This is a genomic window from Paucidesulfovibrio longus DSM 6739, from assembly GCF_000420485.1.
GTDB classification, from domain to species: domain Bacteria; phylum Desulfobacterota; class Desulfovibrionia; order Desulfovibrionales; family Desulfovibrionaceae; genus Paucidesulfovibrio; species Paucidesulfovibrio longus.
This window is the reverse complement of sequence record NZ_ATVA01000015.1, coordinates 11,827-24,649: the sequence shown is the minus strand read 5'-3', so window position 1 is coordinate 24,649 and position 12,823 is coordinate 11,827. Positions and strand designations below refer to the sequence as shown.

Sequence of the window (12,823 nt, the reverse complement as noted above, 5' to 3'; positions counted from 1 at the left end):
CCCGGCACGGTTATTGAATGTCTGGCGGCGTGAGATACTGACGGAAAAAAATTCAGCTCAACCGCCAAGGGAAAGGAGAACCCCATGATCGTTATCGACGGCCGCCAGAGCGAACTGGCCCTGAAGGATTTCGAGAACCTGGAGCAGATTCTCGAAAACGTACTGGAAAACGACGCTTTGCAGGACCGCATCGTCACGGACGTGCTGCTCAACGGTCAGCCGTTTTCCGAAATCTATCCCCACCAGGCCGAGGACATCGAGTCCCAGGAGATCGAAAAGGTCGAGATCCTGAGCGTGCCCGTGGTGGAAATGGCAGTGGACATCACCCAGGAGCTTTACAAGGTCGTCACCCTCATGGGCAAAGGCGGCCGCGAAGTGGCCGAGCTTTTCCGGCAGGCCGACGACGCCGAGGCCCTGGAGACCTATCAGGATCTGCTCGACGTGGTGCGCAGCTTCCTGGGCATGATCTCCACCCTGCGCGAGGAGTTCGGCCTGCGCAGCAATCCGGAGTTCGTGGATGCCAGCAAGGATCTTTCCGCGTTGTTCACCGAGATGACCGAAGTGCTCGCCAACGAGGACTGGGTGCTGCTGGCCGATCTGCTCGAATACGAATTCCTGCCCGCCGTGTCCAAGTGGGAGGCGGTCATCGGCACGATCCGTTTCGACATCGAGGTCGGGGCCGGAGCCACCGCGTGAGCACGGCCCTGGACTTGCTCGAACAGGCCATGGAGGCCGCGCGCGAGGAACTGCGCCTGCTCAAGGACGGCGACGAGGAGGGCGCGCTGGAACTCGCGCGCGACCGTGCCCGGCTGGTCCGCGAGAGCTGGATTCTGCGCGATCCCTCTGTGGCGGCTGAGATGAGCAAGGCGCTGGAGCGGCTTCGCCAGCTGCACGAGGGCGTCGTGGGCGAAGCCCGCAGGCAGCGCGAGAAGATTCGGGACGAATTGCGCGAGGTCCACGGCAAGCGCAAGGTGTACGCGGCTTACGGGGCGCACCGCCCACAAAAGGTCGGCGCGGCTATGTCGCGTTTCGTGGATCGAAAGAGCTGAGCGAAACGGACAGGCGTCGGACGGCCCGGAGCGGACAAGCGCTTCGGGCCGTTTGCGTTGCGCTTTCTGTCTGGCCCTCGGCTTCGGCGTGATCGTCCGCGATGCAGGCGTCCGCAATATCTGGTTTCCGCCCGCCGAGCCCCTCTTCGAGCAGCTCCAGAAACATCCGCGCCAACGGCTCGGACCATTGACTCCCCGCACAACGAAAGATTTCGGCCATGGCTTCTTCCCGTCCCAGCGCATTGCGGTAGGGCCGCGAGGACGTCATGGCGTCGTAGGCGTCGGCAATGGAGATGATCTGCGCGAGCTGGGGAATCTCATCCCCGGACTGGCGGGAGGGGTATCCTTTGCCGTCCCAGCGTTCGTGGTGGTGCAGGACGATGTGGGCCACGTCCGCGAGCCGGGGAAACGGCGCGAGCATGCCGGCGCCGATGGCCGGGTGCCTGCGCATGATTTCATATTCCTCGTCGTTCAGGCCGCCTTCCTTGAGCAGCACGGCGTCGGGCAGGCCGATCTTGCCGATGTCGTGCAGCCGGGAGGCCAGCTTGAGCGTGTCCAGCTGGGAATGGGAAAGTCCAAGCCTGCGTCCGAGTTCGAGGGCGTATTCCGTGACGCGGTCTGAATGGCCGCGGGTGTAAGGATCGCGGGCATCCAGGGACCGGACCAGCGCCAGGAGCGCCGAAGTGGATTCGGCCTGTTGCTGGCGCAGGCGGGAGTGGCGGCGTTCCCGCAGGCTCCCCCAGATGCCGAGGCCGATCAGGAAAAGACAGAGTGCGCCCGTGGATACGGACAAAACGCCGATTTTGAGCATGGCTCTGTCCAGTTCCGACTCGTGCCGGATCAGGTGGCGGTCCGTCCGGTCGCGCAGGCGGGCGAGGAGTTCCGGGTCGGTGAGGCCGTTTCCCGAATCAAGCCGCTCGTAGAGGGTTCGCGCCAGCGGCAGGAAGTCCTGGGCGTCCTGCGGGACCACTGCGTGGGTTTCCTCCCCGGCGTGCATGGACTCGGCTTGCTCCAGGGCGTCGCGGAAATGCAGCAGGGCCGGGTGGTCCGGTTCCAGATATCCGTGGCCGCGCCGCAGGGAGTCGCTAAGGTGGTCGATGCTGCGCAGGAGATCCTGAAACGTCAGGATGCTGGGCGTGTAGTATGTCGTGACCCTGTGCCCGAAGGAGAGGATGCCGCTGACCAGGACGCCGATGAGCAGCGCCGCCGACCCCAGAAGCAGCAGGGGCGCGGCGGCGCGAAATTGAATCCGTGACATGATCAGGCGTTGATGTCGGCGCTCTGGCGCAGGAATTCCTCCCGGTCGATTTCCCCGGAAGCGTAGCGACGCTTGAGGATTTCGAGCGGGGAGGCGCTTTCCTGGCGGACAGGGGTGCGGTTGCGGGAAATCAGCCAGAAGGCGGCGAAGCCGAGCAGGGCCAGGGTCAGCAGGCCGAAGGGGAAGTGGAAGCCTCCGAACCATGCGCCCGAGCCCATGCCGAAGCCTCCGTGCCCGAAACCTCCATGCCCGAAACCGCCCTGACTCCAGGGGCCGCAGGCGAAATTGGAAAAAGTTGCGCTCAATGACATGATCCTCTCCTTACTTGTTGGCGGAAATATCCGAGGAGGCCGCGCAGTGCAGGCCGCCTGAAATGTTGAGTCCGAAACGCTTCCTGGCTGCCTGGGCAAAGGTGTTGTCCTCGTCGACCATGACCTTTCGAAGTTGCTGCATCTCCTTTTGCAGCTCCTTCAATTGTCCGGGCTTTTCTTCCTCGCCCGTGTCCGAAAGGGCGTCGTATTCGAGCTGACGGGAATAAAGCTGCCGACCGAGTTCTCCCAGGCGCTGCTGGTGCTGCACAAGCAGAGCCATGAACTGCCGCCGCTGCTCTTCGGGCAGGTCGCCCCCCGAGCAGGTCGCACTGTGGACTCCGAAGAGGGCGGTCCAGGATGCGGGAGCGTCTCCGTCCTGCGCATGGGCGGCCGCCGCCGCGCACAGCACGGCCAAAAGGGCGGCGGTCAGGAGAAGGGGGTGCGGTCTGGTCATGCTTTGTTGCTCCGTTGTGCAGCGTAAATCGCTACAGTTCGATAGCAAGCAGGGACCGTGCCGTTTTGAAAAAGCGTGTATTTGAAGCTGGTTGAAAATATCGTCTGCACAAGGCAAGCGAAAAAAGTGCACTTTGCTGCACAAGTGTGAAAAGGCGAGGGGGGAAGTGCAAAGAAGAAGGGAGCACGGCGGGCCGTGCTCCCTTCGGGCGGTCAATTGAAAATCTTGTTGATCTTGTCGCCCAGGGTTTCCGGAGTGAAGGGTTTGACGATGTAGTTGGAAACCTTGGCTTGCACCGCTTCGATGATGTTTTCCTGCTGCGCTTCGGCCGTGACCATCAGGAAGGGTACGTCTGCATACTCCTCGCTGCCTCGGACCTTGCGGAGCAGTTCGATGCCCGTCATCTTGGGCATGTTCCAGTCGGAAACAATAAAATCGATGTTGTCTTTGTTCAGCGTTTCCCAGGCGGTGGTGCCGTCGTCCGCTTCGACAACGTTTTCGAATCCGAGCTGGCGCAGGATGTTCTTGATGATTTTGCGCATGGTGGAGAAGTCGTCAACCACCAGAATTCGCATGCTTTTATCTGCGGCCATATCGTTGGTCCTCCCTTCTTGATCTCGGCGATTCCGGATCTTCGTGCCCGTATCGGACGAAAAACGCCCGAATATTCTCTGGTATTTAGATAATTACCTTGTGGATTGCAATGGGCGAACCGGAAAAAAACGGCAAGAAGCGCGTATTGTCCTGAATTGAGGAACGAATGCCGAGAGATACAGCTTCCAGCGGCCCGGCAATCTCTTGCCGGGCCGCTGCGTCGGGAAGTTTGCGGGAAAGGAGGCGCGTTTCGCAAGGTGTCGGAGCTTCGGAATCCTTTTCCCCGCCAGGATTCGGACGCCGCCGATCCCTCGCCGCCACGCTTCCGCCGCCGGAAGGCTAAGGCTCGTTCATCAGCTCCATGGCCTGGTCCACGTTCCAGTCGTGGTGGACGACCTTGCTCAACGAGCGCACCAGCTTGGTGGGGTCGGCGTGCTGGAAGATGTTGCGTCCCACGGAAAGGCCCGCTCCTCCGGCCTGGACCGAATCGTGGACCATCTGCACGAGGTCGCGGTCGTTGTCCATTTTGGGTCCGCCCGCAATGACCACGGGGACGCAGCAGGCTTCCGTGACGTTCCGGAAGGTTTCCGGGCTGCCCGTGTAGTTGACCTTGACGATGTCCGCGCCGAGTTCCATGCCCACGCGGGCGCAATGGGCCACCACGCCCGGATCGTATTCATCCTTTATCTTGGGTCCGCGGGCGTACATCATCGCCAGCACGGGCATGCCCCAATCGCCGGCCCGCGAGCAGAGCGCTCCCAGATCCGCAAGCATGTTCTTTTCGGTTTCGTCGCCCAGGTTGACGTGGATGCTGACCGCGTCCGCGCCGAGCTTGATGGCGTCCTCCACGGTTCCGACCATGGATTTGGCGTTGGGAATCGGCGACATGGCCGTGGAGCCGGAGAGGTGGATGATCAGGCCGATGTCGCGGCCCTTGCCCCGGTGCGAGCAGCGCGGCAGGCCCTTGTGCATGAGCACGGCGTTGGCGCCGCCTTCGGCGACCTGGTTGACCGTGGAGCGCAGGTCCACGAGTCCGTAGATGGGGCCCACGGTGACGCCGTGGTCCAGGGGGACGACGATGATCCTGCCGTTGTCCCTGTTCATGATGCGTTCCATTCGGACGGCTTTTCCCAGCAGCATGGCGATTCTCCTTGCCGCCCCGGCCCGCCGGTGTCCCGCTGCCCATGGAAAAGAAAAGGGCCGCGGGTACACCCGCGGCCCTTGAGGCGATCTGTTTTGAAAAGTTACAAACTCACCCCGAGGCCGCAGGCGCACCTAAAAAAGAAAAAGCTGAAAAAGAAGGCGTTGCGGATTCGGGTGTTCATGGCTTTCCTTTACTCTTCGATTTCAGAGTCTGTCAAGTTACGACCTTGCGGCGATGCACTTGACCTCGACCAGGCCGCCCTTGGGCAGCCCCGCCACTTCGATCGCGGCCCGCGCGGGTTTGTGGCTGGAAAAGAACTCCTCGTAGATGGCGTTGAATTCGGCGAAGCGGGACATGTCCGTGAGGAAGACGTCCACGGAAAGGACACGGTCGAGGGCAGAGCCGCCCGCTTCCAGGATGGCGGTGAGGTTCTTCAGCGCCTGCCGCGACTGGGCGGCGAAGTCTTCCGGCCCGCCCGCGAAATTTCCGCTGCCGGGTTCCAGGCCGAGCTGGCCGCTGACGAAGAGGAGCTGGCAGAGTCCTGCGGCCTGGGAATAGGGGCCGACGGCGGCGGGGGCCGCGTCGGTATGGAAGGTCTCGACGTTGTTCATTGCTGTCCTCCATTGGTTTCGGGCGGGCCCCAGAGGAAACGGTCGCAGAACCGTCCCGGAAGTCGCCGCGCCAGTTGCACGAGCAGGGCCACGAAAACGAGGGAAAAGGCGAGCCGCGCCCAGAGCAGCCCGGAAAGATCGCCGCCGAGCATGACCAGCAGCAGGGTGTCCTCGATCAGGCTGTGGGTGATGCCCATGAGCGTCAGCGAATAGAAGATGTCGCGGCGGTCGATTTCACCGGAACGCGCGCCGTGGATGATCAGCCCGCCGCCGTAGGATATGCCGAGCGTCAGTCCGATGACCGTGATGGCCGAAGCCTTGGGGCCGATGCCGATGATCCGGAGAACGGGCCGGAGCATGCGGTTCATCAACCCGATGACGCCGACGGCCTCCAGAAGGCGCATGAGCCCCAGCAGGCTGAGGATGATCGCGTAGATGGACGCGAAATTGACGAGCTGGTCCAGCAGCCAAGATCCCCAGGGGGCGGGGCCTGTGCCGACTTCCGGCTGGAGAAGCACGGCGGCCGGACCCTGGAGCAGGTCGAAGCGTCCGTAGACCGTGCTGAGCATCCAGCCGAGCAGCAGCGCGCTGCCCACGCGGCTCACGGCCTGGAAGAGCATCCTGGGGCCGGACTTGCGGGCGATGGACAGCTCCACGGGCAGGCCGTGGGCGATGAGCACCATGACGCCGAGAACAGTGGCCTGCGCCGAGGTCACGGGCGTGTCCTTGAGCAGCGAAAGGAACACGATCATGGCGGAGTAGATGTTGTTCAGCAGCGCCGTGGCCCAGACCAGGCCCATTTCCGCGGGCAGGCCCACGAGCCGCATGGCCGGGCCCAGGGGCTTGGCCAGCAAGGAGATCAGGTCGAATTCCTGGAGCAGCCGCACGGCGAGCACGATGGGGGTCATGACCTTGAAGAGGGTCAGGGTGGCCGCGGTGCCGTCCTTGAACACGGCGAGAAGTTTTTCGAGCAGGCGTTGGAACATGATCGTTTCTGCGGGTAGGGGGTTGGGCGCGGAACGCCGGAGCGCAGAAACTATTCGCTTTTCCTCCGAAAGGGAAGAGCGGTCCTGCTTGTGGGGCGGGAAGTTTTGTGCCACAAGGAAATCCGTGCGGCCCTCGCGGAACACCTCTTCAAGGAAGGATGCATGGCGGACAAGAGCTGGAAGACCATGGAAGTCATGGTCAAGGGTATTTTTTTGGGCGGTTCCCTGGGAGCCGTGGTCGGCTGGACCGGACTGATCCCGCTTGCCAAGGCCGTGGCCCTGGGCATGCTTTGCGGTTGCCTGGCGAGCCTGTCCTTTCATGACCGCATGGACGGCAAGCGCAAGCCCGGCGACAGGAAAGACGACGAATGACGCGCGCGGCGCGGGAGTGACGCTGTGGAACAACAGGATCCGAAACCTTTTTTCGGCGGCCGGATTTATTCCTTTTTCCTCCTGGTCCTTTTACTCTTCGCGCTGGTTCTGACCTTCCGGATCATCTCGCCCTTTCTGCATACGATCATCTTCGCCGCGGTGACCACGATCATCGCCTATCCCCCGTTCCTTTGGCTGATGCGCAAGATGGGCGGCAGCCGGGGGCTGGCCGCCGCGCTCACGACCCTGTGCGTCTGCTTTCTGATCATCGTGCCCTTGTTCTTCCTCGTTTCTGGCCTGGCGGTGCAGGGCGCGAACTCTCTGCGGGCCATTCACCAATGGACCGTGAACACGGATTTCAACCGTTGGCTCGGAGACGGGGCCATGGCCGGGTACATGGACTGGCTCAAGCTCAACCTGCCGTTCGTCAAGATCGAGCACCTCGACATCCAGACCAAGCTGCTCGGATATTCCGAACAGTTCGCGCAGTATCTTCTGGACCTCAGCAAGGGCTTGCTGCGCGACGCAGTGGGCTTGCTGCTCCAGTTCCTGCTGCTCGTCTTCATGGTCTTCTTCTTTCTCCTGGACGGACCCGGCATGGTCCAGCGGCTCAAGTACCTTTGCCCGCTCAAGCCCTACCAGGAGGACATCATCATCGACAGCCTCCAGCGCGTTTCGCGCAGCGTCCTTCTCGGCAGTCTTTTCGTGGCCGCGCTCCAGGGGCTCGCCGGCGGAATCGGATTCGCAGTGGTCGGGTTTCCCGGCCTGTTCTGGGGGACCATGATGGCCTTCGCCGCCTTGATTCCCGTGGTGGGGTCCAGCCTGATCTGGTGGCCCGCCGTCATCTATCTGGGCATCAGCGACGAATGGGGCTGGGCCGTGTTCCTTTTCGTCTGGTGCATCGGGGTGGTCGTGAACATCGACACCTTTCTTCGCCCCTGGCTGCTGCGGGGAGCCCAAAAGGTATCTCCCTTTTACATCTTCCTGGCGATCCTCGGCGCGGTCTCCGTCTTCGGGTTCAAGGGCATTCTGTACGGCCCTCTGATTCTCTCTTTCGTGATGGTGATGTTGCAGATCTACAGCGAAGAGTATCAGGAAGCGTTGCAGGACCAGGATTCCAACTGCTGATTCCCTTGCTTGCTTCCATTGTTGCAGAACCCGATCCGCAGTTCGTCTGCGGGTCGGGTTTCACATTCTTGCGGTGCAACCTAAAGTTTTGTTCAGCACTTGCCGATGAGGCAGACGTAAAGGGAAAATTTATTGGGCGACAACCTGGAGGATCGGCTATGGACCTGCAACAAAACATCGAGGCGTCGGCGAGTTATGCCGGGAGCGGCGTTTCGCGCGGCTCGGAGCAGACCGAGCGCCCGGACGTGAAGACGCAATCGCTTCTTCGCAACCGCAGGTCAGCGGACGATGCTCCGTCCGTCCCGGCAGGCCGGAAGGAAGAATCCGAGCGAACCGAGGGGCTGCACCGGGATACGGTTCGACAGATGCTGGACTCCGCGGAAAGCAAGCTGGAAATGCATGGGGTGTCCTTGCGCTTCAAGATCAACGATGACGCCGAGGGCGTTCAGGTCGAGGTGCGCGACCCCAAGACCGACAAGATCATCCGGAAGATCCCGGAAGACGAAATGCTTCGACTTTCCTCGCATATCAAGGATTTCAACGGCGACCTGGCCGGTGCGCTGGCCGGGACGTTGATGGACAAGCCGATCTGATTTCCGGTCGGTTTGGGGGGGCATCCGGCGATCCGCGAGGGTCGCCGTTTTTTTTTGCCGTATGCGGGTTAGTCCGAGGCGGAAGACGCCGGAAATTCCACGCAGAGCACGAGAGAGCGCCCCTCGACGTTGAAGAAGCGTCGCGATATCAGGCAATGCCGTTTTCTGTCGAGAGGGGAGATAAAGGGGTGGGTGACATAACGCTCGAATCCCATCTGCAGGTGCAGGAAGTAATCCTCGATGGAGTGGTCTTGCGCGCCGCGAACCTCGCGCAGCACCGTTTTGCCGTCCTGAGAGGGAACGCGCACGAGCCTGCTGCCGACCTCCCTGCCATGCTCGTCGAGGATGAACACCGCCAGCGCTTCGGGCGCGGACGCGAGGGCGTTTTGCGCCGCTTCGGCATATTGCCGCAACGCGGTTTTTTCGAATCTTGCCAAGATCCGGACCATGGTCTGGTTGTATCCTTCGAAAAGCAGCTTCTTCTCCCGAATGCTCTGCCCGACGCGCTCCTTGTATCGTGAATGCAGTTCCTGGATCTTTTCCTGAAATATCTGGCTGGCGTCCTGTCCCGTATCCTCCTTCTTCTTCGTGAAGAAAAAGCCTTGTTGTAGCTGAATGTGGTTGTCGAGCAGCAAGAAGGCTTCCTCCTGCGTCTCGACGCCCTTGGCCGCGACGCGGCAGCCCATGTCCCCGGCGAAGCGGCGCAGGGAAGTCAGAAGTTCCCGCTGATACGAGACTTCGGCCAGACGGGTGAAGCTCTCCCGGCCGAGCTTGACGAAGCTCGGCCGCACAAGATGCAGCTTTTCCAGGTCCGCGGAATGGAAGTCGTCCAAGCAGAACGCGAATCCCCCGTCACGATAACGATCCAGGAATTTTCCGTGATCTTCGATTGTTATGCTGTTCGCCTGCAATTCGATGATTACGTGTTTCGGGTTGTAGCCCAGTTTTTGGACTTCGGATTCCAGAGATCCCAGCTTTGTCTGATCGGATTTCAGGGCCGTTGCGTTGACGTTCAGAAACAGCAGGATGTTCTTGTGCTTCGCATAAATGCCTTGGAATTTTTCCAGGGCGCTTTGGCGACAGATGCGGTCGATCTTGAGCTGGGTGTCCAGAGAGTGGCAGGCGTCGAAGAGCACCTGAGGCTTGATGATCGCGTTCCGATCGGAAACGACTCCGCGCGCGTAGGCCTCGAATCCAAGCACCCCACGGTCCGAAACGGAGACAAGGGGCTGGAAAAAGGTCTGCACCTCTCCCTTGGAGAGGATGTCTTCGATGTCTTGCGGCACGCAATGCGTGGGTTCATCAGATGGAACGGCCGCCTGCGGCCGCTGCAGATCGTTCATGGCCAGAATGTATCGGGTTTGCCCGCCAAGAGGAAGAAGGAAGTAGCCCGGAGTGGGCGGGTCCATAAAAAAAATATTCGATAAGCGCATGGGCTCTCCGAAGTTGTGAATGGAATCACAAAAAATATCAGCAGGATTTGCCGAAAACTGAGCGAATACTCAGTTTTCGGTCTTTTTTTGACATTTTGCCGAGTTGTGACTAGAAAAATGAAAACTGAGTGATCAATCAGTTCAGGTTGAAACAGGAAGCGCATGAAGAAAAAGGAAGCCATTCTCAAGATCGCCACGGTGCTCTTCGCGAACAAGGGGTTCGCGGGAACGTCCGTGCAGGAGATTTCCCGGCTCACCGGAGCGGCGGAAGGAACCATCTTCTACCATTTCAAGAGCAAGGAAGGGCTTCTGCTGACCATCCTGGAACGCACCCGCGAAACCATCGTCAATCAGTTCGAGGACTTCTACAGGGATCGCGGCTTTGAATCCGGCATGGCCATGGTGGAAGAGACGGTGTCCTTTTTTCTTTATCTCGCAGGGTTGATGGAAGACCACTTTTTGCTTCTGCATCGCCACGATCTCTACAAGTTCGCAGAGACGAATCTGGAGTTCCGGGAGCATCTGGAAGCGATCTACAATTGTCTTGTGGATTTCTTTGAACGGGGAGTGGCCGAGGGGCGCCGGGACGGCTCCATCTCCACCGAGGTTCATCCCCGGAAATCCGCGCTGATCATTTATACGATGGTTGACGGCCTGGTGCGGTTCAAGAACTACAATCTGTATGATGCTGGCGCGCTGTTCAACGAGTTGCTTCAGTCGTGCCGCAGAATGTTGCAGGCTAACGTGAGGTAGGGGCTGGATGTTGACAAAATTTTTCCCATTTATCGGCTGGTTCAAGGGGTATGACGCCACCAAGCTGCGGGCCGACGCCCTTGCGGGGCTGACGGTGGCTCTCGTGCTCATTCCGCAATCCATGGCGTATGCCCAGCTGGCGGGAATGCCCGCCTACTATGGTTTGTACGCCTCCTTCCTGCCGCCGCTGATCGCGGCCCTGTTCGGCTCCAGCCGGCAGCTGGCCACAGGCCCCGTGGCCGTGGTCTCGCTGATGACGGCGGCCTCCCTGGAGCCGCTGGCCACGGCGGGCAGCGAAGGGTACATCGCCTACGCCATCCTTCTGGCGCTCATGGTCGGCGCGTTCCAGTTCTCGCTGGGCGTCCTGCGTCTCGGCCTGGTGGTCAACTTCCTTTCCCACCCGGTGGTCAACGGCTTCACCAACGCCGCGGCCATCATCATCGCCTCGTCGCAGCTCTCCAAGATGTTCGGGGTCTATGTGGACAGCGCCTCGCACCATTACGAGACGATCATCCGGGTCGTTCAGAGCGCGTTGCAGTACACCCACTGGCCCACGCTGGCCATGGGCGCGCTCGCGTTCGGGATCATGGCCGGACTCAAACGCGTCAATCCTCGGATTCCCAACGTGCTCGTCGCCGTCGTGATCACCACGGGCCTGTCCTGGGGCCTGGGCTTCAACCACGACACCAGTGCCTCGCTGGAATCCGTCAAGCTGCCCCTTGCGCACGACGCCGTGGTTTCCTTCAACGCCGCCATACAGGGCATGGACGATCTGGCCGCGCAGCGGACCCAGCTGACCAAGCGCCTCGAGGCCGCCAAGGAAACCGGCGATCCGGTCGCGCTTTTGGATGAGAGGCACGACCTCGACGTGCTCGGCGTGCGCATCGCCCGGCTCAAGGAGCAGGCCGCGATGAGCCGCGCGCAGCTTCGCGGGCTGCTGCTCGCCGGAGTGGAGACGGCCGACGGCGGTTTGGAGTTTTATCCCCAGGATCAAGTGCCCGCCGGCATGACCTCGGACGGCCGCACGTGGCGGATCAAGGTCGGCAACAAGGCCCTGGACCCGAACGCCTTGAAGATGATGGGCGGCGGCGCCGTCGTCGGCACCGTTCCTTCGGGCATCCCGACCATTTCCGTCCCCAAGATCGACATGAAGGTCATGTTGCACCTCCTGCCCTTTGCCGCGATCATCTCGCTCCTGGGCTTCATGGAGGCCATTTCCATCGCCAAGGCCATGGCCGCCAAGACCGGCCAGCGCCTGGACCCGAACCAGGAGCTGATCGGCCAGGGGCTGGCCAACATGATCGGCGCGTGCGGCAAGAGCTACCCGGCATCGGGCTCCTTCTCCCGTTCGGCGGTCAACCTCCAGGCGGGGGCGCTCACCGGCATGTCCAGCGTGTTCACCTCCCTGACCGTGGTCATCGCGCTGCTCTTCTTCACGCCGCTGCTCTACCATCTGCCCCAGGCGGTCCTGGCCGCGGTCATCATGATGGCCGTCATCGGCCTGATCAACGCCTCCGGCTTCATTCACGCCTGGAAGGCCCAGTGGTACGACGGCGCCATCTCCATCCTGACTTTCGTCTGCACGCTGGCCTTCGCGCCGCACCTGGACAAGGGCATCATGGTCGGCGTGGTCCTTTCCCTCGGCGTGTTTCTCTACAAGAGCATGCGTCCCCGCGTCGTCTCGCTCTCCCGTTCGGCGGACAAGTCGCTGCGCGCCGCGAGCGTGCACGGCCTCAAGGAATGCGAGCACATCGCCGTGGTCCGTTTCGACGGACCGCTGTTCTTCGCCAACGCGAGCTTCCTGGAAGACCAGATCACCGACCGCATGATGAGCATGCCCGAGTTGAAGCAGATCATCATCGTGGCCAACGGCATCAATGATATGGACGCCTCCGGCGAGGAGGCGCTTTCGCTGATCGTCGACCGCGTGCGCAGCAACGGCCTGGGCATCTGCCTTTCCGGCGTAAACGAGGCCGTCATGGACGTGCTTCGTCGCACGCACATGCTGGAGAAGATCGGCGAGGAGAACGTCTTCGCCAACATGGAGAGCGCGCTTTGCGCCACCCATGAGCACGCGCACAAGGAAGGGCGGGAGGATGCCTGCCCCCTGACCACTTTCTGCCGTCTCGCCTAGCGG

15 protein-coding genes are annotated in these 12,823 nt (G+C 61.4%); 7 read left to right on the top strand and 8 right to left on the bottom strand.

Annotated features, from left to right (window positions below; genetic code table 11):
- Nucleotides 1-84 precede the first annotated feature (84 nt).
- Together G452_RS0111190 and G452_RS0111185 are read left to right on the top strand one after the other, a co-directional pair.
- Nucleotides 85-696: a hypothetical protein gene (locus G452_RS0111190; protein WP_022662349.1), complete on the top strand. Its 612-nt coding sequence runs from the start codon at nucleotides 85-87 to the stop codon at nucleotides 694-696.
- Complete coding sequence (locus tag G452_RS0111185; RefSeq protein WP_022662348.1) at nucleotides 693-1,049, top strand: hypothetical protein; 357 nt, start codon at nucleotides 693-695, stop codon at nucleotides 1,047-1,049. Before G452_RS0111190 ends, G452_RS0111185 begins: the two co-directional genes overlap by 4 nt.
- On the opposite strand, the gene G452_RS20660 is transcribed toward G452_RS0111185, so the two are convergent.
- From G452_RS20660 to G452_RS0111145, 7 genes are all read right to left on the bottom strand, one after another.
- Nucleotides 1,018-2,307, bottom strand: a complete 1,290-nt coding sequence (locus G452_RS20660) for an HD-GYP domain-containing protein (RefSeq protein ID WP_022662347.1) — start codon at nucleotides 2,305-2,307, stop codon at nucleotides 1,018-1,020. The genes G452_RS0111185 and G452_RS20660 overlap by 32 nt on opposite strands.
- Nucleotides 2,308-2,309: 2 nt before the next feature.
- Nucleotides 2,310-2,618: an SHOCT domain-containing protein gene (locus tag G452_RS0111175; RefSeq protein ID WP_022662346.1), complete on the bottom strand. Its 309-nt coding sequence runs from the start codon at nucleotides 2,616-2,618 to the stop codon at nucleotides 2,310-2,312.
- Between the two features lie 10 nt (nucleotides 2,619-2,628).
- Nucleotides 2,629-3,072, bottom strand: coding sequence for a hypothetical protein (locus tag G452_RS0111170; protein ID WP_022662345.1), 444 nt, complete (start codon nucleotides 3,070-3,072; stop codon nucleotides 2,629-2,631).
- Between the two features lie 212 nt (nucleotides 3,073-3,284).
- On the bottom strand, nucleotides 3,285-3,665 hold the full coding sequence (locus G452_RS0111165; protein ID WP_022662344.1) for a chemotaxis response regulator CheY: 381 nt from the start codon (nucleotides 3,663-3,665) through the stop codon (nucleotides 3,285-3,287).
- A gap of 340 nt (nucleotides 3,666-4,005) precedes the next feature.
- A complete protein-coding gene (locus tag G452_RS0111160; RefSeq protein ID WP_022662343.1) occupies nucleotides 4,006-4,806 on the bottom strand; it encodes a 2-amino-3,7-dideoxy-D-threo-hept-6-ulosonate synthase in 801 nt (266 codons plus the stop codon).
- Between the two features lie 222 nt (nucleotides 4,807-5,028).
- Nucleotides 5,029-5,421, bottom strand: a complete 393-nt coding sequence (locus G452_RS0111150) for a Rid family detoxifying hydrolase (RefSeq protein WP_022662342.1) — start codon at nucleotides 5,419-5,421, stop codon at nucleotides 5,029-5,031.
- Nucleotides 5,418-6,407, bottom strand: a complete 990-nt coding sequence (locus tag G452_RS0111145) for a hypothetical protein (protein ID WP_022662341.1) — start codon at nucleotides 6,405-6,407, stop codon at nucleotides 5,418-5,420. The genes G452_RS0111150 and G452_RS0111145 overlap by 4 nt, the downstream gene beginning before the upstream one ends.
- A gap of 162 nt (nucleotides 6,408-6,569) precedes the next feature.
- Here G452_RS0111145 and G452_RS0111140 point away from each other — a divergent pair, with 162 nt between their 5' ends.
- From G452_RS0111140 to G452_RS0111130, 3 genes are all read left to right on the top strand, one after another.
- Nucleotides 6,570-6,779 carry a hypothetical protein gene (locus G452_RS0111140; RefSeq protein ID WP_027189200.1) on the top strand — a complete coding sequence of 70 codons (210 nt, stop codon included), beginning with the start codon at nucleotides 6,570-6,572 and terminating at the stop codon, nucleotides 6,777-6,779.
- A 24-nt stretch (nucleotides 6,780-6,803) separates the two neighbouring features.
- Nucleotides 6,804-7,907 carry an AI-2E family transporter gene (locus tag G452_RS0111135; protein ID WP_022662339.1) on the top strand — a complete coding sequence of 368 codons (1,104 nt, stop codon included), beginning with the start codon at nucleotides 6,804-6,806 and terminating at the stop codon, nucleotides 7,905-7,907.
- A gap of 158 nt (nucleotides 7,908-8,065) precedes the next feature.
- Nucleotides 8,066-8,500, top strand: a complete 435-nt coding sequence (locus G452_RS0111130; RefSeq protein ID WP_022662338.1) for a flagellar protein FlaG — start codon at nucleotides 8,066-8,068, stop codon at nucleotides 8,498-8,500.
- Between the two features lie 68 nt (nucleotides 8,501-8,568).
- Here G452_RS0111130 and G452_RS0111125 read toward each other — a convergent pair whose 3' ends face one another.
- Nucleotides 8,569-9,933 carry a sensor domain-containing phosphodiesterase gene (locus G452_RS0111125; protein ID WP_081650585.1) on the bottom strand — a complete coding sequence of 455 codons (1,365 nt, stop codon included), beginning with the start codon at nucleotides 9,931-9,933 and terminating at the stop codon, nucleotides 8,569-8,571.
- Between the two features lie 162 nt (nucleotides 9,934-10,095).
- Between G452_RS0111125 and G452_RS0111120 the strand changes: the two genes are divergently transcribed.
- Nucleotides 10,096-10,686 carry a TetR/AcrR family transcriptional regulator gene (locus G452_RS0111120; protein WP_022662336.1) on the top strand — a complete coding sequence of 197 codons (591 nt, stop codon included), beginning with the start codon at nucleotides 10,096-10,098 and terminating at the stop codon, nucleotides 10,684-10,686.
- 7 nt (nucleotides 10,687-10,693) lie between these two features.
- Entirely contained in the window at nucleotides 10,694-12,820 is a 2,127-nt protein-coding gene (locus G452_RS0111115) for a SulP family inorganic anion transporter (RefSeq protein WP_022662335.1), read from the top strand.
- Nucleotides 12,821-12,823: the final 3 nt, after the last annotated feature.